The 21,376-nt window shown below is 54.5% G+C and carries 19 protein-coding genes and 3 tRNA genes; 5 read left to right on the top strand and 17 right to left on the bottom strand.

The window, feature by feature from the left end:
- On the top strand, positions 1–1,356 hold a 1,356-nt coding region (locus JRI89_04200; protein MBW2070436.1), incomplete at its 5' end, for a recombinase family protein.
- Between the two features lie 2 nt (positions 1,357–1,358).
- Here the strand turns inward: JRI89_04200 and JRI89_04195 are convergent.
- The 12 genes from JRI89_04195 to pyrF all read right to left on the bottom strand — a co-directional run bounded on the left by JRI89_04195 (position 1,359) and on the right by pyrF (position 9,304).
- Positions 1,359–1,434, bottom strand: a tRNA-Asn gene (locus JRI89_04195).
- A gap of 55 nt (positions 1,435–1,489) precedes the next feature.
- A complete protein-coding gene (locus tag JRI89_04190) occupies positions 1,490–2,470 on the bottom strand; it encodes a pyruvate synthase subunit beta (protein MBW2070435.1) in 981 nt (326 codons plus the stop codon).
- A complete protein-coding gene (gene porA, locus JRI89_04185; GenBank protein ID MBW2070434.1) occupies positions 2,470–3,645 on the bottom strand; it encodes a pyruvate ferredoxin oxidoreductase in 1,176 nt (391 codons plus the stop codon). The genes JRI89_04190 and porA overlap by 1 nt, the downstream gene beginning before the upstream one ends.
- Before the next feature lie 2 nt (positions 3,646–3,647).
- Positions 3,648–3,923: a 4Fe-4S binding protein gene (locus JRI89_04180; protein MBW2070433.1), complete on the bottom strand. Its 276-nt coding sequence runs from the start codon at positions 3,921–3,923 to the stop codon at positions 3,648–3,650.
- Between the two features lie 21 nt (positions 3,924–3,944).
- Entirely contained in the window at positions 3,945–4,493 is a 549-nt protein-coding gene (locus tag JRI89_04175; protein ID MBW2070432.1) for a 2-oxoacid:acceptor oxidoreductase family protein, read from the bottom strand.
- A gap of 155 nt (positions 4,494–4,648) precedes the next feature.
- Positions 4,649–5,251 (bottom strand): recombination protein RecR, encoded by a 603-nt coding sequence (gene recR, locus JRI89_04170; GenBank protein MBW2070431.1) that lies wholly within the window; start codon positions 5,249–5,251, stop codon positions 4,649–4,651.
- A 99-nt stretch (positions 5,252–5,350) separates the two neighbouring features.
- Complete coding sequence (locus JRI89_04165; protein ID MBW2070430.1) at positions 5,351–5,683, bottom strand: YbaB/EbfC family nucleoid-associated protein; 333 nt, start codon at positions 5,681–5,683, stop codon at positions 5,351–5,353.
- 119 nt (positions 5,684–5,802) lie between these two features.
- A complete protein-coding gene (dnaX, locus tag JRI89_04160) occupies positions 5,803–7,458 on the bottom strand; it encodes a DNA polymerase III subunit gamma/tau (protein MBW2070429.1) in 1,656 nt (551 codons plus the stop codon).
- A 200-nt stretch (positions 7,459–7,658) separates the two neighbouring features.
- Positions 7,659–7,752: transfer RNA gene (locus JRI89_04155), tRNA-Ser, on the bottom strand.
- Positions 7,753–7,876: 124 nt separating this feature from the next.
- Positions 7,877–7,972: transfer RNA gene (locus JRI89_04150), tRNA-Ser, on the bottom strand.
- A gap of 45 nt (positions 7,973–8,017) precedes the next feature.
- On the bottom strand, positions 8,018–8,467 hold the full coding sequence (locus JRI89_04145; GenBank protein ID MBW2070428.1) for a nucleoside deaminase: 450 nt from the start codon (positions 8,465–8,467) through the stop codon (positions 8,018–8,020).
- Between the two features lie 108 nt (positions 8,468–8,575).
- Positions 8,576–9,304 carry an orotidine-5'-phosphate decarboxylase gene (gene pyrF, locus JRI89_04140; GenBank protein ID MBW2070427.1) on the bottom strand — a complete coding sequence of 243 codons (729 nt, stop codon included), beginning with the start codon at positions 9,302–9,304 and terminating at the stop codon, positions 8,576–8,578.
- A gap of 333 nt (positions 9,305–9,637) precedes the next feature.
- On the opposite strand from pyrF, the gene pyrE reads away from it, so the two are divergent.
- Entirely contained in the window at positions 9,638–10,213 is a 576-nt protein-coding gene (gene pyrE / locus JRI89_04135; protein MBW2070426.1) for an orotate phosphoribosyltransferase, read from the top strand.
- Positions 10,214–10,382: 169 nt separating this feature from the next.
- Here pyrE and JRI89_04130 read toward each other — a convergent pair whose 3' ends face one another.
- Positions 10,383–11,543: an MFS transporter gene (locus JRI89_04130; protein MBW2070425.1), complete on the bottom strand. Its 1,161-nt coding sequence runs from the start codon at positions 11,541–11,543 to the stop codon at positions 10,383–10,385.
- A gap of 419 nt (positions 11,544–11,962) precedes the next feature.
- Here JRI89_04130 and JRI89_04125 point away from each other — a divergent pair, with 419 nt between their 5' ends.
- Positions 11,963–13,354, top strand: a complete 1,392-nt coding sequence (locus tag JRI89_04125) for a dipeptidase (protein ID MBW2070424.1) — start codon at positions 11,963–11,965, stop codon at positions 13,352–13,354.
- 205 nt (positions 13,355–13,559) lie between these two features.
- Here the strand turns inward: JRI89_04125 and JRI89_04120 are convergent, their stop codons facing one another.
- Both JRI89_04120 and JRI89_04115 read right to left on the bottom strand, forming a co-directional pair.
- Positions 13,560–15,713, bottom strand: a complete 2,154-nt coding sequence (locus JRI89_04120; protein ID MBW2070423.1) for an LUD domain-containing protein — start codon at positions 15,711–15,713, stop codon at positions 13,560–13,562.
- A gap of 4 nt (positions 15,714–15,717) precedes the next feature.
- Positions 15,718–16,260: a lactate utilization protein gene (locus JRI89_04115; protein MBW2070422.1), complete on the bottom strand. Its 543-nt coding sequence runs from the start codon at positions 16,258–16,260 to the stop codon at positions 15,718–15,720.
- 405 nt (positions 16,261–16,665) lie between these two features.
- Here JRI89_04115 and JRI89_04110 point away from each other — a divergent pair, with 405 nt between their 5' ends.
- Positions 16,666–17,022 carry a sulfite exporter TauE/SafE family protein gene (locus JRI89_04110; GenBank protein ID MBW2070421.1) on the top strand — a complete coding sequence of 119 codons (357 nt, stop codon included), beginning with the start codon at positions 16,666–16,668 and terminating at the stop codon, positions 17,020–17,022.
- A gap of 15 nt (positions 17,023–17,037) precedes the next feature.
- Here the strand turns inward: JRI89_04110 and priA are convergent, their stop codons facing one another.
- Both priA and JRI89_04100 read right to left on the bottom strand, forming a co-directional pair.
- Positions 17,038–19,482: a primosomal protein N' gene (gene priA, locus JRI89_04105; GenBank protein ID MBW2070420.1), complete on the bottom strand. Its 2,445-nt coding sequence runs from the start codon at positions 19,480–19,482 to the stop codon at positions 17,038–17,040.
- 179 nt (positions 19,483–19,661) lie between these two features.
- Entirely contained in the window at positions 19,662–20,507 is an 846-nt protein-coding gene (locus tag JRI89_04100; protein MBW2070419.1) for a hypothetical protein, read from the bottom strand.
- 224 nt (positions 20,508–20,731) lie between these two features.
- Between JRI89_04100 and JRI89_04095 the strand changes: the two genes are divergently transcribed.
- On the top strand, positions 20,732–21,319 hold the full coding sequence (locus JRI89_04095) for a CoA pyrophosphatase (GenBank protein MBW2070418.1): 588 nt from the start codon (positions 20,732–20,734) through the stop codon (positions 21,317–21,319).
- Positions 21,320–21,376: the final 57 nt, after the last annotated feature.

The raw sequence follows: 21,376 nt of genomic DNA, 5'->3' as shown, positions 1-21,376 counted from the left end.
CAAGACGGCTGGGAACTGGTAAAAATCTATGAAGATCCGGCTGAAAGCGGCGACAAATTCAAGCGGCCCAAACTCCAGGAAATGCTGTCAGACGCGTGTTCCGGCGCAATCGACGTGGTGGTCACCATCAGGCTGGACCGAATTTCCAGGTCAGTCCGGGACTTTCACCGGATTCTAAAGACCTTGGAAGACCATAACGTGGATCTCGTATCCGTCACTCAAGGCATAGACACCTCCACGCCGGCCGGCCGGCTGCTCCGGAATATCCTGATAGACTTTGCCCAGTTTGAGCGCGACATGATAGCTGACCGCACCCGAGAAAAAAGACTGGCCAGAGCCCAAAAGGGCCTCTGGAACGGCGGCTCAGTGCCATACGGATACACCAATCAAAATAAACGGCTTGTCGTCAACTCAGAGGAAGCGCGCGTGGTTAAATTCATGTTTGAAAAATACGCCCAGACCAAATCCTTGGCCTTGGTGCACCGCGAATTAAACTTACAAGGACTAACCAACCGGGCCGGAAAACCCTGGCAGAAAAAAAGCGTTGACATTATTCTGTCTAATCCAGTTTATGCCGGAAAAATAGTGGAAAGCGGCCAGTATTACGACGGCATCCATGAACCCATCATCCAGCCAGACCTGTTTTTCGCCTTAAACAAGAAGACCAGACAGAGACTGCACGCCAAGAGAAAGACTGATCGGGTTTTCCTCCTGCGAGGGCTGGTCAGATGCGGCCATCATGACTGCGCCCTGACGCCCTATTACGTCAAAGGCCGAGCCGGCTATGTCTATTACTACCGGTGCCTGCACAAGCAGAATTATCCCCAAACAGACTGCCCGGTGGGCTATACCAACGCGGACCGGCTCGAGGCCCAAGTGGTAGACAAGCTCAAAGAAATATCGGCCCAAGAGGACCTGTTTGCCAACATAGTCCAACAGGTCAACCTCAATCTAGCCCAAGCCACCCGTCCCTATGAAGAGGAAATCAAACAAATTGACAAAAGGATTAAGGCCATACAGAAAGAGATTGACAATTTTTTAGAAGCGGTCGGCCAAGGCGGCGGCAACGTGGTCACTCTCTTTAAGAAAAAGGTTGAGCAACTGCAAGCCGAGCAAGCAGAACTAACTAATAGAAAAGGCGAACTGGCTATGCTGATAGCCAACTCGCCCTCTCAAGTAAATGCCGAGATTGTCCTTGAAGCCCTCAAGGACTTCTCTCATTTATTTGAGACTTTTCTCCCCAAGGAAAGGGCCGAATACCTGCAACGCATTATCCGCGATATTATAGTCCAAGACAGTGGAATCACTATCAATATCTACGGCTTTGCGTGTAAACCACCCTCCCTTGGTTCGTAATTTGGCTCCCCGGGACGGACTCGAACCGCCGACTAAGTGGTTAACAGCCACCCGCTCTACCAACTGAGCTACCGGGGATCACATGTTTCATGTTGTTCAGACTGAGTCTGTTTATCGAAGTGGCTTGTTTATGTCAAGTGCCAATTTTGCCGGGTACTTCCTTTCCTTCCTGCAGGCCGCACCTGGCGAGCAATTCTTCATACTCCTTGTCCACCCTGGCCTGAATGAAGGCTATGTCCTTTTCCGTCAGGTGCCGGAAGCGCTGCTGCAGCTTCAGGTATTTGCTCACCGGCTTTGGCTTCGAGATTTTGCGCGACAGTTTCCAGCGGCCTTCAATCACCTCATAAAGTGGGAAAATTCGCGTCTGCACCACCAGGCGCGCCGTCTGAATGGAGTCGTGAGGGGCGCAGCGCCAGCCAGTGGGACAGGGAGAAAATATGTGCAGGTATGCGGGTCCCTCGATGAGGGACGCCTTCTTCACTTTGTTCATGAGATCTACATAGTATGCTGGTGAAGCTGTGGCCACGTACGGTATGTCATGGGCTGCGGCAATGGCAGCCATGTTCTTCTTCCAGGTGTGTTGGCCAATGCTTTTCTTGCCGGGCGGCGAGGTGGTGGTCATTGCCCCATATGGGGTAGAGCTGGAACGCTGGATACCGGTATTCATGTAAGCCTCGTTGTCAAGGCACACGTAGATGAAGTCATGGCCGCGCTCCAGCGCTCCGGATAGAGACTGGAGACCGATATCTGCAGTGCCGCCGTCTCCGGCTATGGCCAGAAAAGTAACCTTCTTTTTGGGAATCTTGCCCTTGCGCACCATTACTTTATAGGCCGACTCCACACCGCTGGCCACTGCTGCTGCATTTTCAAAGGCCACGTGCAGCCAGGGCACTCGCCAGGCGCTCTGTGGATAGGCAGAGGAAATGATCTCCATGCAACCTGTGGCACTCACCACGATCACTTCATTTCCCAGTGCTTTCATCACCTGGCGCAGGGCCAGAACCTCACCGCACCCCTGGCAGGCACGGTGTCCAGGCGCCAGTGGTTCCTCGAGGGGCAGCTTCTTGGGGCTGAACGTCTTGAATTTTTTCAGCTGTTCGGTTGCACTGCTCATCACTCCCTCACATTGATGATGGTATAGTCGGACTTTAGATTGTCTGCGGCAGCAGCCTCCACTCCATCAGCCATCTCAACGAAATTTTCCACTGTCACATCACGGCCCGCGAGTCCAGCCACATAGTTCCAGATATAGGGACGTTCTTCCTCGTCGTAAAGAGCTGCCTTTATTTCCGTGGCCAGAGGACCTCCCGCACCGTTGAGACCCAGGGCCCGGTCCACCACTGCCAGGTATTTCACTCCCTTGACCGCCTCCAGGAATTCCGTAAAAGGAAAGGGGCGCCACAGGCGCAAGCGCACCAGACCCACCTTTTTCCCCTGACTGCGCATGGCATCCACTGCACTCATGGCAGTCTCGCCGATGCTTCCCATGGTAATCAACAGTGTCTCAGCCCCTTCCGTGCAATAAGTTTCAACTGGCTTGTAGTAGCGGCCAAAATGCTTGCCGAATTCTTCCCAGGCTTCCAGTATCACCGGCCTGGCAGCCTTGAGTGCTTCGTCCTGAGCCTTTTTGGCCTCGGTGTAGACTTCCGGCACACCAACTGGTCCCATGGTCACCGGTTTGGCGGTATCCAGTCGCATCCTGGCGCTGTATGGGGGCAAGTAGCGGGCAACTTCTTCCTGGCTAAGGATCTCGATGGGTTCGATCACATGAGTCAGAGTAAAGCCGTCCATATTAACGATGACCGGCAACAAGACCCGATGATCTTCCGCAACCCGAAAGGCGTGCAGGATGAGATCAAAAGCCTCCTGACCGTTTTCAGCCACGGTTTGAATCCAGCCGGTGTCTCTACTGGCCATCAGATCACTGTGGTCATTCCAGATACTTATTGGTGCCGAGAGCGACCGGTTTGCCACTGCCATGACAATGGGCAGTCGCAGGGCCGGGGCGATGTAACAAATCTCCAGCATGAGCGCCAGCCCCTGGGAGCTGGTGGCCGTAAAGGTGCGGGCCCCGGCAGCCGCCGAACCGCAGCAGGTGCTCATGGCTGAGTGTTCGGATTCAACTGGTATGAACTCTGCGTCCAGCTCACCGTCAGCCACTAGCTCAGAGAGATGTTCGACAATATGAGTCTGGGGCGTAATGGGATAGGCGGCAATCACATCTACATCCGCCAGCTTCACCGCTTCACTGACTGCCAGCGACACCTCTATGCCGATTCGTTTTGCCATGGCTAGACTTTCTCCTCCACCATAGTTATAGCCTCAGCTGGACACTCCCTGGCACAAATCCCACATCCTTTGCAATAATAGTAGTCAGCTTGAAAAAATCCCATCTTATTTGGTTTGTACACCATATCAGGACAAAAAATATAGCACATGCCGCACTTTACACATTTCTCATAGTCAGTAACCGGCCGCTGCGACCGCCAATCTCCAGTCTTCAACTTGCTGGAGCTTCCTGGTTCCACAATCGTGCACCCGAGCTCCAGCTCTTTCCAGCTCACCATGCCAGTCTCTTTGGCCACCGCTCACTCCTCGACAACTGTTTCTTCGAATGCCCGCTGAAGGGCCACAAGATTTTTTGCCGCAATGCGGCCGAAGCGCTCCTTGAGCGGCCCTTCCAGGGCCTCCACAGGCATCAATCCCGTGGCCTTCAACATGGCGCCAAGCATGGTGGTATTGGTGATGGGAATTCCCATACTCTCCACCGCTATACGGGTAGCATCCACCAACGCCAGCCTTGCTGTTATCCCCGATGCTTCCCTGATTTCTGCGGCACTTTTTGTGGTGTTCAGCACCACTATGCCTTCTTGCTTCAGACCAGCGGCCACGTCTACGATGGTGAGCAGGCTAGGGTCCAGAACCACCACTATATCAGGTTCATAAATTTTCTCCCGACTGCGGATCGTCTCATCGCTGACCCGAACAAATGCCATTACTGGTGCGCCTCTACGTTCAGGACCGAAACTCGGAAAAGCCTGGGCATGCTTGCCATGCTCGATGGCTGCCAGAGCAGTCAGTTCAGCCGAGGTCACTGCGCCTTGTCCACCCCGTCCATGGAAACGTATCTCGATCATTTTTGTCATCCTGTTGGCACCTGCCCAGCAACCGTAGAATTCCACTGCTGTCGGCGGAAGGTGAGAGTGTGATCTGGAACAATTGCCAGAGCCGCTGGAATTACCATAGCATCTATATCTTTATAGAGCGCAGGAGTCAAGGGAGTTGCCGGTATCTAGTAGGTCTGCCGCCTCCCCTCCAGGGCCCTTTGTAAAGTGACGGCGTCGCTGTACTTGAGATCGCCGCCCATAGGGATGCCCTGAGCGATGCGGCTCACTCGTATACCTCTGTCTGCAAGAAGTTTGGCCAGATAGGCTGCGGTGGCCTCACCTTCGGTGCTGGGATTGAGCGCCAGAATTACCTCCTCGACCCTTTCCCTGCCCAGCCGTTCCAGAAGCTCCTTGATTCGCAAGTCTTCGGGCCCCACACCATCAAGAGGCGCCAACACCCCCTGAAGCACATGATAGCGGCCCTTGAATACACCCGCTGTTTCCAGTGCCAGAAGATCGCCCACCTCTTCTACCACACAGAGAATCCCGGTATCCCGGTTGGCGTCTCGGCAAATGAGGCAAGGATCCTCGTCTGCCAGGTTGAAGCAGCGGGAACAGAAGCCAATTTCTTTCTTCACCTCCACTATGCTTGCTGCCAGCTCCTGTGCCAGCTCTCCCGGCGCCCGAAACAAATAAAGGGCCAGGCGAGTGGCTGTTTTTTCACCTATTCCAGGCAGTTTTGCCAGATGAGTGATGAGGCGTCTCAGAGCTGGTGGGTAAGCTACCATAAGAAAATCCTTTGACTCGGTGTATGAATTTTATAAGCAGCTTCTATGCCAGGCTTGTCATTTGCCCCGGACAAGTATTTTTCATAAAGCTGCCGCAAGCTAGAACAACCCGGGAATCTTTAGACCACCGGGAATCTTCAAACCCCCGGTGAGTTTGCTCATTTCCTCGGCAACCATTTCCTGGGCCTTTTTCATTACATCATTCACCGCTGCCACAATGAGGTCCTGCAGCATATCGATGTCATCAGGGTCCACCACCTCAGGTTCCAGGGAGATGGATAGCAGTTCTTGACGGCCGTTTGCCCTGGCAATGACCATGCCGCCGCCCACAGAACTCTCGACAACCCTTTCTCCGAGCTCTTCCTGCATCTTGGCAATCTTGTCCTGCAGAAGCTTGGCCTGCCGCATCATATCTCCAAAACCTTTCGCCATGGAGATCCTCCTCTCTTGTTGTTGCTACCGCTCTTCAGACTTCACAGTCGGTGAACACCCTGCGCCCACACCCACTGGGCCCCACATCGTTCCACCTATTTCAACAAAACCCACCACACCTAGCCGGACTTCACTATATCAGCATCAGTGCGCACCTCGACAATCTCACCGCCAAACACCTCGAGGGCCTCCAGTACCAGTGGATGTTTGAGTGCTTGTCGATGCAGCTGGCGCTGCAAGTCTGTTTGAGCTCTGCCGCTCCTTCTCACCTCCTGGCTTTCCTCTTTGAGAGTGATTCTCACATTCCTGCCGTACAGATCCTGGACCAGACTGCGCAGTAAGGCAAGGTTTTCACTGTCACTCACCATTTCGTAGTCAAAATGATGGCCGCCAAAATCCAGCACCAGATTATTCGGCTCCGGCTCGCTCACTTGCACACGCTGAAGATGTGCCGCCAGGGAAGGTCTCTGCTGTCGAACATGTTCAAGAAAATGGTGCCAGTCGACTCGGGGTCCTTCCCCTTCATGCAGTGCATCGACTTTTGCGGGACGCTCTGTGCTGGATCCAGCCGGCGAATGGGGCGCTTGTTTCCGCTGCCCTTTCGTGCCGCTGGGCTCCCCGCCTTCCCTGGACAGTCGCTTTTCCAACAGCTCCATCCTGGTGATCAGTTTATTGATGTCCATGACTTGAGGCAGTTGCACCAGCCGGAGTAGAGCCATCTCCAGGACCAACCGGGGGTCTGCTGCTTTTCTGATATCTTCTTCGGTCCGCATGAGGAAATGGAGAAACTGCTGCAGGGTTACTATATTGACTTTCTCCGCCTGCTTCTGCACGACAGACATTTCGTCCGGGGTCAGGTCTACCAGTTTTTCAGGCTGCTGGCTCATTTTTGTCACCAGCATGTGGCGGAAGTAACCGGCGAGTTCCTGGCAGAACCGGCGTAGATCATGGCCGTACCGGTAGAGCTGGTCAATAATGCCCAGGCAGTGGGCAGCATCCCCGTGAATCAGGGCAGTGGCCGTATCTTCCAGGGCCTGTCGGTCAATAATGCCTAGTACTTCAAGCAGAGCAGAATCGCTTATCTCTTTTCCGGAAAAGGCAATCAACTGTTCCAGAAGGCTTTGCGCATCACGCAGACTGCCGTCCGCCTGCTGGGCAAGAATGCGCAGGCTGTTTTCACTGATCTCGACCTCTTCCTCTTTGAGGATATGGCGCAAGTGTGCCATCATGTCAGCCAAGGCAATGCGCCGAAAATCAAAGCGCTGACATCGACTTAGGATAGTTATTGGAATCCTGTGGGGCTCAGTGGTGGCAAAAATGAAAATCACGTGCGCGGGCGGTTCTTCCAGGGTCTTGAGAAGGGCATTGAACGCTGGCCCAGTAAGCATATGAACTTCATCAATAATATATATCTTGTAAGGGCTCCTTGCCGGCAAGAATTTGATATTTTCCCTCAACTCACGGATTTCCTCGATCCCCCTGTTGGAGGCACCGTCGATCTCGAGCACATCCAGGGATTCCCCCGCGGTGATCTCCTTGCAAACTTCACACTCGTTGCATGGGGTAGGCGAGGGACCTTTTCTGCAATTCAACGCTTTGGCAAGGATGCGGGCCACGGATGTTTTGCCTACCCCTCTAACGCCAGTGAACAGATAGGCGTGGGCGATCATGCGGCCCGCTATTGCATTCTGCAGAGTCTGCACCACATGCGGTTGACCGATGACCTCCTCGAAACGCTGCGGTCTCCACTTGCGAGCAAGCACAAGATAGCTCATAGGAAAATCGCCTCACTAGCAGTGGCCAGACAGCCTGTATTATTTCTGGCCACACCCCGCCTCACCGGAGAAGGTGGACACCAATGTTACCTGTGCCAGCCTCGTCTCAATGATGCGCTTCCAGGCAAGACCATTCCGCCACCAAGACTATTTAGCCCTCCTGGACTACAAGGAAGAATAACAAAAAAGAGGAAAAGAAATGGCGGAGAGAGTGGGATTCGAACCCACGGTTCCGCTTGTGGCGGAACACACGATTTCCAGTCGTGCCCCTTCGGCCAACTCGGGCATCTCTCCGCTGAAAGCTTACATCTGGTGCCTGGCAGAATTCAGCTCATTTCCCTCCACAAACTTCTCTATTGTTGACAGCGCCTGTTCTCCTCTTGCCTGTTTGCCGTGTATCGTCAAAGTTTTATGTGGCTGGCGGAGAGGGTGGGATTCGAACCCACGTGCCCGGCTCTTCACCGGACAAGTCGATTTCGAGTCGACCCCGTTACGACCACTTCGGTACCTCTCCACCGAAATTGTCCCAGATAGTCCACAGTGATTGTAGCAAAACTCTTTATAGTTCGAAACCTCCTTTTCGTCGGCAGCGGAAAAAATCCTGCAGCAGCGCCCGGCTCTCTTCTGCCATTACCCCAGAGATTATTTGCAAGCGGTGGTTGAGTAGACCGTCGCTGCCTATCTGGTACACCGACTCCAGTGCTCCACCTCTGGAGTCGGCTGCCCCATAGACTATGCAGGCCGACCTTGCCAGAATCAGGGCTCCAGCGCACATGACGCACGGCTCCAGGGTTACATAGAGCGTACAACCCGGCAGCCTGTAGTTTCCCAGCTGCTGTGAGGCCCTCCGCAGAACCAGAATCTCGGCATGAGCACTCGGGTCAAGCAGACCAATAGGTTGATTATGAGCTCGAGCCACCAGTCGGCCCTCCGCGCTGAGCACCACCGCTCCTACCGGCACTTCACCCGCCGCAAGGCCTTTTCTTGCTTCGGCAATGGCTTCTGCCATGTATTCTTCGTGTTTGTGCACCGCTCTTCGTCTCCCCCCATAGGCCGGGCAGATGACCCGGCAAGAGCAAACCCTACCACCATGGTTGATGCCCGGTCAAAGCGGAAATCATGGCACATCCGGGCTCAGACCCTGCTCGATCTCTCGCACCACTCGCGCTGCCGCTCTCACTGGATCTGCAGCCATGCGAATAGGGCGGCCCACCACTATATAATCAGCACCGTTCCTGATTGCCTGCAAGGCCGTTACCACCCGCTTCTGGTCATCATCTACTTTGCCGAGCCAGCTGGGACGGATTCCGGGGGTAATCACCAGCAAATCATCTGCAAAATTTCCTTTCACTGCAGCAGCCTCATGTCCTGCGCAGACCACGCCGGCGCAGCCAGCCTCTCTGGCCATAGCAGCCTTTTGCACCACCAGGCGCACTGGCTCTGCCGCCAAGTCCTGCCGTATGCCAAGGGCCAGCAGATCAGATGTGTCGAGACTGGTGAGAACGGTGACCGCCAGAATCTTTACCCGGGCAGAGGCCGCACTCACCGCCGCCTCCATGAGCTTGGGGACACAATGGACTGTAATAAAGTTTACGCCCTTCAGGCGGCATGCATGCTGGATGGCTCCCTGAACCGTTGCGGGGATATCATGAAGCTTGAGATCAAGAAAGATCCCGGCAGCAGTTGCCTCGGCGATCTGTTCCACGATCTTTGGCCCATTAGCCACAAAAAGCTCCAGGCCTATCTTGAAGACACCCACATGTTGATCCAGCAAGGAAACCAGCTGCAAAGCCTGGTCACTGGTCGAAACATCAAGAGGAAATATTAGTCGGTCCTTTGCTTCCATGAAAGCACTTCTCCTCAGAAAGTTGCAGCCGTTTATGGCTATGCCTATACCTGCTAGCAGGACGTGTGGTCAAGTGGGAAAACAATGGCCATCCCGAGAGCAGACCTGTCGGGGTACCATTTTCCATGTCCCTTCCCGAGGCTGCCACCAGAGAAACAGGGTTGCATCAGGCAGCAATCCTCTATACTATTTTGACACCACGGAGAAGCAGATAATCTCTGCAGAAACGAGCGCGCAAATGCGGTACAGTCCTGAAGTATGCACCCCGAAGGCAATTATCTGGAAAGCGCAGCAACAATGACACTATTCCCTCTTGAAAGGAATACTGGCAGGATGAAAAAAAGATTGCTGGAGATCATACTGGAGAAATCGTTCAAATATGCCCCAGAGCCAATTTTCAAACTGGTCTCAGGTGGTACGAGCAATTTTTACTTCAACTGCAAGCCCACCATGCTCCATCCAGAAGGAAAAGAACTCATCGGGCGTTTAATCTTCGCCAAAATCAAGCACCTGGACGTCTCCGCCATAGGAGGTTTGGAACTCGGAGCGGTGCCCATCTCCGGGGCGGTATCCCTCATCTCACAGCTGGAGGGCAAGCCCATCAGAGAACTCATCGTCCGCAAAGAGAAAAAGGATCATGGAATTCCTGCCACAGTGGAAGGAGAATTCACTGCAGCCGACAGGGTGGTGGTAGTGGACGATGTCATCACCACCGGCGGCTCCACTATAAAGGCAATCGAGGCCATGCAGCAGGTGTCGCTCCAGGTGGCAAAGGTCGTTGTCCTGGTAGACCGGGAGGAGATGAACGGTAGACAAAACATAGAAAGATACTGCCCTGATGTGGAAGCGCTGATAACACGTTCCGAGGTCATGGCCCTGCGGCAACAACAACAGAGGGGGGAAAGCTAACGTGTCTCGGAACAGTTTCGCGCAGCAAATCAACCGACCAGCTGCAAGGTCCAGGGAAGGGCCCGTCTCACAAGGAAATCAGCGTTGCGGTCCTCCCGATGCGAGGATCAGGACCAATAATTTTTTCAGCCCGATACTCACCACTTCCAGGAGAAGATCCAGCCGCATGTCAACGCCTTCTGCGGGCTGCCAACAGCAGCGCAATCGCTAGAACCTGCGCTGCCACGGAGATGACGGCCAGATAAGAGATATTCTGAGTAAGATCCCACAGGTAGGGGCCAACCATGGAGCCTGCCAATCTACCGACCACCATGAGGCTGTAGTTGTACGCCAGCCAGCTGCCGCGTCTAGAGGGCACCAGTTCGGACACATAAGGAAAAATTGACACAATAGTGAATTCAAAAAAATAGAAGAGCAGCACCAGGGCCGTCAGAGCCAACTTCACGGAGCCCTGGCAAAACGGCAGCAGGATGTAGCTGCAGCCCGTAAGAGCAAGGCCAATCAATATGGCTCTCTTCTTTCCTATGCGGTCCACAAAGAATACTACGGTGCACTCACCCGCCAGTTCAGCCAGGCCCACCAAAATGGAAAAGAACCCGAGTTTCTCCACCTCCATGTGAAAAGTTTGTTCCAGCCAGGCCCCATAAACAATCACCATATTCTCATTGGCAAAGACCATGAAAAGACTTACCCCTAGAACAACTAGGGCATAGACCTCTCGAACAGTGGAATTCTCCTCTTCCGCGCCCCCCTCAGGCTGCAAAGAACTGCTAGAGGACGTGCTGTTTGTCAGCTGTTGACTTTTTCTGGTGCCTGCCACAGCAAGCAAAGATGCTATACAAAGGAAGGCAAAGGGCCCATGCCAGCCCAGGTGGGCAATGAGAATACCGCACAGAGGAATGCCAAGAAACCAGCTGCCAGACCAGGCCGACTCCAGGATGCCAAGGGCTCGGGCCCTCCTGGAATAAGGGACTCTTTCACTGACGAAGGCCTGCACATTGGGATCGTAGGCTGTCTTGGCCAGGCCGAGCAGCAAAAAGCCGCCAAGCACGATAACGAAACTGTTGTTCCACCACACTATGGCACTGCCGACAACCAGCAACAGTAGACCTGTCTGCATGCCGGAGACATAGCCGCGCCGTTCTCCGAGCATGCCCCACAACACTGCTGTAAGCCCTGCCACATGACGGCCCGCAACCAGCAGTCCGGCTTGATGAAAAGGAATGTCCAGGCCGCGAGCGATTTCCGGCAAGAAGGGGTAGGTGACCCTGACCCCCAGGTTGAGGACCATCCGACTGAAAAGAATGACGACCCAGGTTAGTGCGGACATGGACAGCTTTCTTACTCGTATGGAGCCGACTCAGAGCGCCACTAGAACAGAGCCATTATTAGTGCAAGAGCACATACAGCACCGGCTTCCCTGTATAAGGGAGCACAAGAGTGCTCATCAGCAAAGCTGACTCAACAGTTGCCAGCACCCGGCTGCCTGAGCCTGCTGCTAACCTCATGCCGGCAGAGGCCCCAGTCTAGCTGCGCTTTGTCAAAGATGCCAGTCAGTAGAGTGTGTTCTGCTAACATCTCGAAATACTCCTGGTCAAGAAAAATCGTAGGCATCATCCTCATTTTGCCGTATGGTTATCCTGGGGCAGTCAAGCCAGGCGTACTGACGGCATGAACCTGTGCCTCGAAGATCGAAGAAACCTGCCACAGAGCAGGACGAACTTCTCTCAATGCCGAAGGAGTTATTCTATGGATTATCAAGACATTTTTGCCTTTGTCGAGGCCAGACATACTGCCTACCTCGACGAGCTTCTGGAGTTTTTACGCATTCCCAGCGTAAGCACTGATCCAGAGCATGCTGCTGATATCCACAGAGCTGCCAGGTGGCTCTCAGAACAGCTCGAGCACCTCGAACACGAGGTGCGCCTTATTGAAACTGCAGGACACCCTGTGGTCTACGGGGAACGTCTGGTGGACCCATCTCTGCCCACCCTGCTCATTTACGGCCACTACGATGTCCAGCCTGCTGATCCATTGGACGAGTGGATTACTGCACCTTTCGAGCCCAGTTTGCATCAGGGCTTCGTCTATGCTCGGGGCGCCACTGACAACAAGGGACAGCATTTCACCTATCTCAAGGCAGTGGATGCCATACTGCGCACCAGGGGCGAACTTCCCCTCAATACCAAGTTCCTGCTCGAAGGAGAAGAAGAGATCGGCAGCCCTCACCTGGCCAATGTTCTCTCTGATCACCGGCTGGAATTGACACCTGACGCCATTGCCATCTCTGACGGTTCTCAGTTTGCCCCTGGCATGCCGGCCATCACCTACGCCCTCAGGGGATTGTGCTATCTGCAGATAGACGTCCAGGGACCCCGTTTCGATCTTCACTCCGGCAGCTATGGCGGCGTGGTGGCAAACCCCATTCAGGTCCTCTGTCACCTCGTGGCGCAGCTCAAGAGACCAGACGGCAGCATAGCCATTCCTGGCTTTTATGACGAGGTCCTGCCATTGGCAGAATGGGAGCGTCAGGAAATGAGAGAGCTGCCCTTCGATGAAAAGGCTATGCTCGACTACCTGGGAGTGCACTGTTTCGCCGGCGAGGATGGCTATACTGTGGTAGAGCGCAAGGCAGGCCGGCCCACATTGGACGTGAACGGCATCTGGGGCGGCTTCAGCGGCGAAGGTGCCAAGACCATCATTCCTGCCAGGGCTGGGGCCAAAGTGAGCATGCGTCTGGTGCCGAATCAGCGTGCTGAAACCATAAATGCTCTCTTCAAGGACTTCGTGGCGTCACTTGCCCCAGCCGGGGTCGAGGTGAAAATAGAAGAACTTCACGGCTCCGACCCTGTGCTGGTCTCCCGCGATCGCCCGGCAGTGCAGGCCGCCAAAAGAGCCATTGAACAGGGTTTCTCCAGAGCCCCTCTTTTCATTCGGGAAGGGGGTTCAATTCCCATTGTGGGGCTCTTTCACAAGATACTGGCGTGTGAAGATATACTGCTTCTTGGCTGGGGACGTCCAGATGACGGCGCCCATTCACCCAACGAGCGCTTCTCTGTTGCAGACTTTCAGAGCGGCATCCGCTCAGCTGCCGCACTCTTTTTCGAACTCGCCGCTTCACTTGGCTCAGCTGATTCCTGAATAATGCCGCAGCCACACTGGCGGGCATCCGTGGCCCCTGCTGTCCGGCGGCAGGAGACACTATCCCAACACCTGGAAGCAGAACCGGCAGACGGCCTGCCTCGGCTCTGCAACCCTTGGAGGTATTTTTGGAAAATGCTCGGCATTCAAGTCCCGGGCAGCTGGCGCAGCACGCCTTCCGAGCCCAACTCTTTCTGCAGCCGTGCTAGATGAGTTCCTCAGCCACTGCCTCCACCATGTGGCGCACTTTCATATTGCTGTTTCTCACTTGCAGGCCACCGCGAAGCTGCAATACACATCCTGGACAGTCAGTCACCACCATTTCTGCTCCGCTGGCCTGCAAGTGAGTCAATTTCCTTTGCAGGATTTCTGCAGAAATCTCCGGAAAGTCAATTGAATAGGAACCAGCGAAGCCACAACACATATCCTCATCCTCTGAGGCAACGTATTGCAATCCCGCCTTGTGCAACAGTTGCCGGGGTTCCTGGACCACCCGCAGACCACGACAGAGATGACAGGGCGCATGATAGGCTACTTTACGCTTCCTGCCAGGAAACTTCTCCCTGTCGATCTCGAGCACCCGCACCATGAATGAACTGAAATCTATGACCTTAGCAGCACATGAGCGGGCCGCAGCGGCAACATCCCTGTCTTCACTGAGAAGGAGCGGCATCTGTCGTTTGAGATGTGAGCCACAAGAGGCACAAATGGTGAGGATATAATCGTAGGCGTCCGAGTTCAGAGCTGCAACATTCTGCCTGGCAACCTGACGGGCTGTGGCCTTCTCCCCCAGCATCATGGCAGGCAAACCGCAGCAGGTCTGGTCGGGAGGATAATCCAGCTGCACGTCATATGCTGCCAGCAGCCGCACCAGGGCCCTTCCTTGCTCTGGGTAGACAAAATCCACCAGGCAGCCGCCAAAAAGGGCCACTTTGAGCCGCGGTTCTGCTGGAGGTGTGGCAAGGCGCGACCAGCTGTCCCTCAGTGGAGTACTGGCCAGTGCGGGAAGACGCCTGAAGCGATGCTCTCTGCTGAAAAAGAGGGGAAGATGACGGAGGTAGCCGGCCTCGGTGAGAGGTTTTTGCAGGAGCGAGGCCTGCCGCAGCAAGAAATGAAACAGCTTGCGGTTGCCAAGCACAGTTGCCAGCAGCCTGTTTGCCACAGGTTTGCCTTGGTCTTCCAGGGTGAACCGCTTCGCTTCAGTAATCAACCGCGGCAGGTCGATGCCAGCGGCACATATCTCTTTGCAGGCCTGGCAGTTCAAACAGTTTCCCAGCAGCACTCTGGCATTGTCTCGCCCATGAAAGAAAAGAGTAAAGACGAGGCCGATGGCACCGATGTAGACATGACCATAATTGTGGCCCCCCACCAGCCGATAGATGGGACAGACATTGGCGCAGGCGCCGCAGCGCACGCAACGCAACGCTTCTGAAAACACTGGATCTCGGGCGAGGGACAGCCTGCCGTTGTCGAGAAAGACAATGTGGAAGTCTTTGCGCTCTGCCCCAGTACAGCCGTGGGCAACCGCGCCGCTAATCCAGGTGACATAGGAGGTGATCTTCTGGCCGGTGGCGTTGCGGGGCAAAACAGCAAGCAGGCGCAGTGCCGTGGACAGATCGGGTACCAGCTTGTCCAAACCTAGGAGGACCACGTGCGTCTTTGGCATGGTGGTCACCATGCGGCCGTTGCCTTCGTTGGTAATGATGCCAATGGCGCCGCTGTCAGCAATAGCAAAATTGGCGCCGCTGATGCCCATATCTGCCTGCAGAAACGCCCGGCGCAGGTGTTTGCGGGCCACCTGCACCAGGGCCTGAATATCATCAGGATCCTGCACCTCTCCACTGACCTCGGCAAAAAGTTCTGCCACCTGCTGCCGTGACAGATGGATGGCGGGCATCACCATGTGCGACGGACCCTCGCCGCGCAGCTGGATTATCCACTCACCCAGGTCCGTTTCAGTAACTTGGAAGCCTTCTTTTTCCAGGTGCTTGTTGAGGAAGGTCTCCTCGGCTGTCATGGATTTGGACTTGACAATTTTGCGGACTCCTCTGGAGCGGCCGATTTCAGCAATAATCTCATTTGCCTCCTCCGCTGTTGTTGCCAGGTGGACCACGGCTCCCACTGACTCGGCATTCTTCTTGAAGCTCTGATACAATTGCTCCAGCTGAGACATTGCCGCCGTTTTCCTGGCGGCAATGTCGTCGACCAGTTCCTGGAAATCGAGGCCTGCGAACGCTTGCCTCCTGCTTTCTGGATACGCTAGAGCAAAATTTTCCAGGCTCTGGCGCAAGAAGGAATCTTGCAGTGCTCTGCCCAGCCTGTATCTATACTCTTTCCGGTCATCCTTGCTGCCACTCATGCTGTTAGATCTCCTGCAGAAGCAAGACGTGCAGTTCTTTGGGCCCGTGCACACCTATGGTGAGCACTCTTTCGATATCTGCGGTGCGGCTGGCACCTGTGATGAAGGCCAGGTAGCGAGGTCCTTTTGCCAGCAGCTGGTTGACTTCCTCTTCGAGAGCCTGCGTATTGGCAAGCAACCGCCTGCTGGCAACCACCGCAACATGCGTTTCACAGAGCATGCTGGCGAGCCGCAAGTCCTCGCTGCTCGAATCCAGCACCACAGTGCCCGTCTCGGCAATACCCCAATCAGCCACAGTAAACCCTGTATGAAATCCTTCACCCTGCTGCCTGAGATCCCTGTCCAACATGGTGAGTTGCTGCTTCTCACAGAGCTTCCGCAATTGCTCTTTGTCTCCGGCAGGCAGTCCTGGCGCCGCCAGAGTACGGCCTCCCTGGGCAATGGTAAGATCCACGGCATAGTGCAGTGCTGCGGAGAATGTCTGCAACTCCTTGACAATTGCCTGAACAGCCCCTGCCGCTTCCGTGAAAAGAGTGCTGAGATTCACTGCTGCCCCCTTTAACATTCATACCCTGGATCAGCCCCTTTTACTCGAGGCCTTGAAGCCAACCTGGCCGCCCGGCTCGACAGGAAGTCTGCCAAGACGGCATTGGACTATAAGAGCGCTGCCTCCCGGGCAGACAAAATTGGCTGGCATCGTTGACCATTTCGATCCATGATAACTCCAAGAGCTTCTGCCTGTCTACTTTCAAAGAGTAGACCGTTGTCACCGATAAATTTCAAGGAGGCATGAAATCGCCGCTTGCAGCCGCCCGGTGAGGGGATAGCCTCCGACCCTATCTCTTCTGGTGAATATCATCAGCAATGTGCCGGTGACGCTAGATAATTTTCATGGTACGCTCGAGGTAAACCGGTTTTGCAGTAGAACGCAGCACAAGAGAGGAGTGGCTTTATGACGCACATGCTGTTGTTGACACTTTTCGGTGTACTGGTGGGCATAGGTGCTTCTTTTTCAGGTCTCGGCGGGGGCTTTCTCATGGTGCCGCTGCTACTCTTTATGGGATATTCAGCTCAAAAAACAGTAGGAACCTCTTTTGCTGCCATAATCATCATATCCGCTTCCGCTCTCATTGCTCACCAGAAGCTGGCAAATGTGGATTTCAAGGCAGGCCTCTGTCTGGGCATAGGCGGCGTTGTAGGAGCTCAGATCGGTCCTCGACTCCTGGAGTCGGTATCCACCCCTCATTTTCGCAAGATTTTCGCCGGTATACTCGTTGGCCTGGCACTTTATCTCTTCTTGCAAAAATGATTAGAGATGGCCTTCTTACACCACAGATTGCGGGTCCACGTCCACTTGCAACGACACGCCGCTTCTTCTCAAGGTCCTCTCACCGCAGGATACTACTTTGTGGGTGAACTGACTTAGAACTGAAACGCTCTTTGCCTTGATAAGAAGCTGATAGCGATATTTTCCTTTTACTCTTGCCACCGGAGCGGGAACCGGTCCCAAAATTTCCAACTCAGCAAATTTTTGCGGCGCCATCTCCTTTAATTCCCTGCAGTAAGCAGCAATACGTTCAGCCTGTTTCCTCGTCTTATCCTCCACATTCCCTCGGAAATGCAGCAGAACAAGTCGCCGGAAAGGTGGGTAGCCCAGTTGCCGACGGTACTCCAGTTCAGCCTCGAAAAAGCCCGCATAGTCGTGGCTCCGAGCAAAATAAATGCTGTAGTGTCCGGGATTGTAGGTCTGGACAAACACTCGTCCAGGGGTATCACCCCGGCCAGCCCGGCCAGCCACCTGGGTCATGAGTTGAAAAGTGGTCTCCGCAGCCCGAAAATCCGGCCATTTGAGAGCAATATCAGCAGCCACCACCCCGACCAACACAATATTGGGAAAATCGTGCCCCTTGGCAATCATCTGGGTCCCCACCATTATGTCAATATCTCCTCGGTAGAGATCGCCGAGCACCTGACTGTACGCCTTTCTGGAGCGAGTAGTGTCCCTGTCCATCCGGGCAACGCGTGCTTCTGGAAACAGCCTCTTGACCTCGGCTTCCAGTTGCTGCGTCCCGAACCCCAGCGGCTTGAGGCCTTTGAGGCTGCAAGAGGGGCAGCTGCCGGGTACTTCCATGTGGAGGCCACACAGGTGGCAGCGGACAAGGCCGTCTCTTTTGTGCCAGGTCAGGCTCACCTCACAGTTCCGACAGCCAAGCACGTGGCCACAGCCACGGCAAAGCAGAATAGGAGCATATCCCCTCCGGTTTACCAGAAGGAGGGCCTGTTTTCCCTGAGATAGAGTCTCACCGAGGGCCTCATAAAGCGGTCTGGCAAGCAACCGATTCCCATGCTGCTGTCGCATATCCAGTATGGTAATATGCGGCAGCGGCCGCTTATCGATGCGCTGGGGCAAGCGAAGCAATTGAAACTTTCCTTGCAGGGCATTGTAGTAGGAGGAAAGTGCCGGAGTTGCAGAGCCCATGACAATCACTGCATCCGCCATCTTGGCTCGCATCACTGCTGCATCGCGAGCATGGTACCGAAATCCCTTCTCTTGCTTGTAGGAGCCGTCATGCTCTTCGTCCACCACTATGAGCCCCAATTTCTGTAAAGGAGCAAAAACAGCTGAGCGCGCCCCCACAACTACCTCGGCCTCTCCTCGCAAAACTCGCAGCCATTCATCCCGCCTCTCACCGCTGCCCAGTCCACTGTGCAGAATGGCCACTTTCGACTGGAACCGACTGCGCAACAGGTTTTCCATCTGGCTGGTCAAAGCAATCTCTGGCACCAGTACCAAGGCTTGCCGTCCCATTTCGAGAGCTTGTCCTGCAGCCGTGAGATAAACTTCAGTCTTGCCGCTGCCAGTTACCCCATGGAGCAGAAATCTGGCAAACTTGCGGGATTGCATGGCCCTGGTAATCTCCGCCACAGCCCGCTGCTGGCAGGCAGTGAGCCTCGGAGGGCGAAAATCCTTCTTGAAAGCGGCTCCAGCTGGTACCCTGTAGACTTCTCTGTCCTCCACCGCCACCAGTCCCATTTTGCCAAGCCTTGCCACCCAGTAGTCAATGGTTTTCACCTGCCTCCTGAGCTCTTTGAGGAAGCAGGGTCCATGCTCAAGTAGAGATAGAACCTTTTTTCCCTGAGGGCTCAGCTCGGCTTTCAGCGCAGGAGTCGCCTCTCTCTGCAGTCGTACCACCTTGAGTGTTCTCTGCTTTATGGCAGGTGCTCGAAGTTGGTCGTCCCAGACCAGCAAACCTTTTTCTGCGAGTATTCTGCAGATGCTGGAGGTGGATTCCCCCGGCAGCCGTCTTTGTATTTGCTGAAGAGTAAGTCCGGGAGTTTGTTGCACCAGAGAAAGCACTCTTGCTTCTTTTTGGCTCCCCCTGCCGTTTGCCAACAGTGACAGACCAACTTCACTGATGTGGGCAGTGCGGCGGCTGCTGCTTACCAGTCCCCAGGGTAGCGCACTCTGGAGCACCTGTCCCAAGGGATGGAGGTAATAACTGCTGAGCCATTTGAGAAAGGCAATATGAGACAAGGAAAAATAGGAGTGATCCGAGCTCACCTGGATTACATCCCGGACTGCAGTCCCAGCGCCATCTGCAAACTCCTCAACCATGCCAACAATATAGCCAGTGAGACGGCGACGGCCGAAAGGCACCAGCACCTGCTTGCCCACAGCCACCAGGGCGCCAAGTTCGGGCGGCACCCGGTAATAGAATGTCTGTTGTACCGGTAATACTACGGCAACCTCGACAAATAGTTGTTCCACTAGCAACACCCTCAGGACACAGACAGAGCAAGTCCGAGGCTCAGGCGCAAAAATAATTCGGCCAATGTTTCACAGGCCGGCATGCCGTCAGAATTACCCTGCAGAATCATGGCATCCCATACCTGGACTGCGGGATTACAGTCGCCGGGACGGCGATGTTTTTGTCAAAGTACCACCCCTTACTCGTACTTCTTTTCAAGATAGCGCCGCATCTGATCAAGCCCCTGTCCGGACTGCTCCGGGGGCACTGATGGAGGTGGTAAAGGAGGGTATTTAGCTGCAAATGCTTCCAGATCAAAGGTCCTGGCAGGAAATTTGACATTGACCGCCGTAGCTGTAACTACGAGCTTCTTTGTGAGACGACCTTGGCGATAGATTTCAATAATGGACGGCATCCAGATCTCCGGATTGATCTGCCGGTAGGCAAGAAAACGCACGTCCACCAGATCGGTCGCCTGATCTCCATATCTTACACCCACTAGCCTGAGTGGCCAAAAAGACTCCTTGTCACACCAGAACTGCGGTATATCAGAGTTTCTGGGAGAGCCGCCTATCACATAGGCCACTCTGTTGCCCATTCTGGCCAAGTGCACCTGGCCCAAGTCTACTCCCTCGCTCTCGAGCAGACGTTGCAAGGTTTGCGGCGAATCAGCAAGCAGAATAGAAGATAGGATAAGCTCCTCATGGCGGGGCTGTTCTCGCAACAGGTAGCCGTCCACAGCAGACAATCTCAAGCCACTGTTCATCAAAGTGGTCACCGCTGTTTCGCCGCCAACTGTTTGTTCACGCAGGAATCCTGGTCTCGAGGCGTAGACAATCGCCTGCTTTTTTACCATTATGGGGGCCGACTCAGCAGCAGCACTTTCCACCACCACGTCCAGCCTGAAATTGCGAACCTTGGCAGTACGTTCCGAGACGAACTGGATAAGCTGTTCAGCAGGGAGGAGGTAGCCCCAACAGGGAGAAATCTTGCTCAGAGCAACAACGGCAAGAATGCCGCAGACGATTATCAATCGTTTCTTCATTGCTGCTGCTCCGGTCTGTCTACATTACGTGCCCGCGGGTAATTGCCATGAGCCGCCAGAGAGCATCTTTTATGCATCTGTTCTCCTCGAGCTCCAGCTTCAGACATTTGCGTCTATGTAGCATGCAGCCTCATGGGTGTCAACGACGAGGCCTCTTTCCCGTCTGAGCCGGTTGCCTGGAAATGCACCTTGGTTTACAATGCTTTGCCGTGGAGTCTACAAAAATGTTGGAGAAAATTCGCGCCAATCTTTTGGCTGCCAGCGACACCCATCTTGAGCAAGGTGCCCTGAGGCCCGCCGCAGTACTCTGTCCTCTGCTGTTCAAGGACAAGGAACTGCACTTTCTCCTTACCAAGAGAACTCGTAACGTCAAATCGCACAAAGGGCAGATTTCCTTTCCGGGCGGAGTGCGGGACCGCAGCGACAAGGACCTGCAGACTACTGCTCTTCGCGAAGCGCACGAAGAAATAGGGCTGCATCCTAGAGATGTGAAAATCCTCGGCGCCCTCGAACCAATATCCACCGTGACTTCAGGTTTCCTGGTCTACAGTTTTGTGGGGCACATCCCATACCCTTACCCTTTCCAACTCAACCAGCTCGAGGTTTCAGAAATCCTGCTGATACCTCTGGAGTTTCTCTCCGACAGCAGCCATTGGAGCCTCCGCACCTTTCAGGTGAACAACAGCTCCTTCGAAGCATACTTCGTAAACTACGGCGATTACCTAATCTGGGGAGCCACCGCCCGCATCCTCAAGATTTTCCTCGAGCGAAATGGCATTTCCATGAACATCAGGCCAAAGATGGAAATATAACCCCTGGTAATCCTCTGAGCCTGGACAATCTCCCGGGCTGATAAGAGATCTCAACTA

Source organism: Deltaproteobacteria bacterium (genome assembly GCA_019309045.1).
Classification (GTDB): domain Bacteria; phylum Desulfobacterota; class Syntrophobacteria; order BM002; family BM002; genus JAFDGZ01.
Note: the sequence above shows the minus strand (reverse complement) of the source record. Positions and strands in the feature narration are given on the sequence as shown.

Bases quoted from the DNA above. Each gene is read 5' to 3' on its own strand.
- JRI89_04190 (MBW2070435.1), bottom strand. From the start codon at position 2,470: ATGAGCAGTGCAACCGAACAGCTGAAAAAATTCAAGACGTTCAGCCCC.
- porA (MBW2070434.1), bottom strand. From the start codon at position 3,645: ATGGCAAAACGAATCGGCATAGAGGTGTCGCTGGCAGTCAGTGAAGCG.
- JRI89_04180 (MBW2070433.1), bottom strand. From the start codon at position 3,923: ATGGTGAGCTGGAAAGAGCTGGAGCTCGGGTGCACGATTGTGGAACCA.
- JRI89_04175 (MBW2070432.1), bottom strand. From the start codon at position 4,493: ATGATCGAGATACGTTTCCATGGACGGGGTGGACAAGGCGCAGTGACC.
- recR (MBW2070431.1), bottom strand. From the start codon at position 5,251: ATGGTAGCTTACCCACCAGCTCTGAGACGCCTCATCACTCATCTGGCA.
- JRI89_04165 (MBW2070430.1), bottom strand. From the start codon at position 5,683: ATGGCGAAAGGTTTTGGAGATATGATGCGGCAGGCCAAGCTTCTGCAG.
- dnaX (MBW2070429.1), bottom strand. From the start codon at position 7,458: ATGAGCTATCTTGTGCTTGCTCGCAAGTGGAGACCGCAGCGTTTCGAG.
- JRI89_04145 (MBW2070428.1), bottom strand. From the start codon at position 8,467: ATGGCAGAAGCCATTGCCGAAGCAAGAAAAGGCCTTGCGGCGGGTGAA.
- pyrF (MBW2070427.1), bottom strand. From the start codon at position 9,304: ATGGAAGCAAAGGACCGACTAATATTTCCTCTTGATGTTTCGACCAGT.
- pyrE (MBW2070426.1), top strand. From the start codon at position 9,638: ATGAAAAAAAGATTGCTGGAGATCATACTGGAGAAATCGTTCAAATAT.
- JRI89_04130 (MBW2070425.1), bottom strand. From the start codon at position 11,543: ATGTCCGCACTAACCTGGGTCGTCATTCTTTTCAGTCGGATGGTCCTC.
- JRI89_04125 (MBW2070424.1), top strand. From the start codon at position 11,963: ATGGATTATCAAGACATTTTTGCCTTTGTCGAGGCCAGACATACTGCC.
- JRI89_04120 (MBW2070423.1), bottom strand. From the start codon at position 15,713: ATGAGTGGCAGCAAGGATGACCGGAAAGAGTATAGATACAGGCTGGGC.
- JRI89_04110 (MBW2070421.1), top strand. From the start codon at position 16,666: ATGACGCACATGCTGTTGTTGACACTTTTCGGTGTACTGGTGGGCATA.
- JRI89_04100 (MBW2070419.1), bottom strand. From the start codon at position 20,507: ATGAAGAAACGATTGATAATCGTCTGCGGCATTCTTGCCGTTGTTGCT.
- JRI89_04095 (MBW2070418.1), top strand. From the start codon at position 20,732: ATGTTGGAGAAAATTCGCGCCAATCTTTTGGCTGCCAGCGACACCCAT.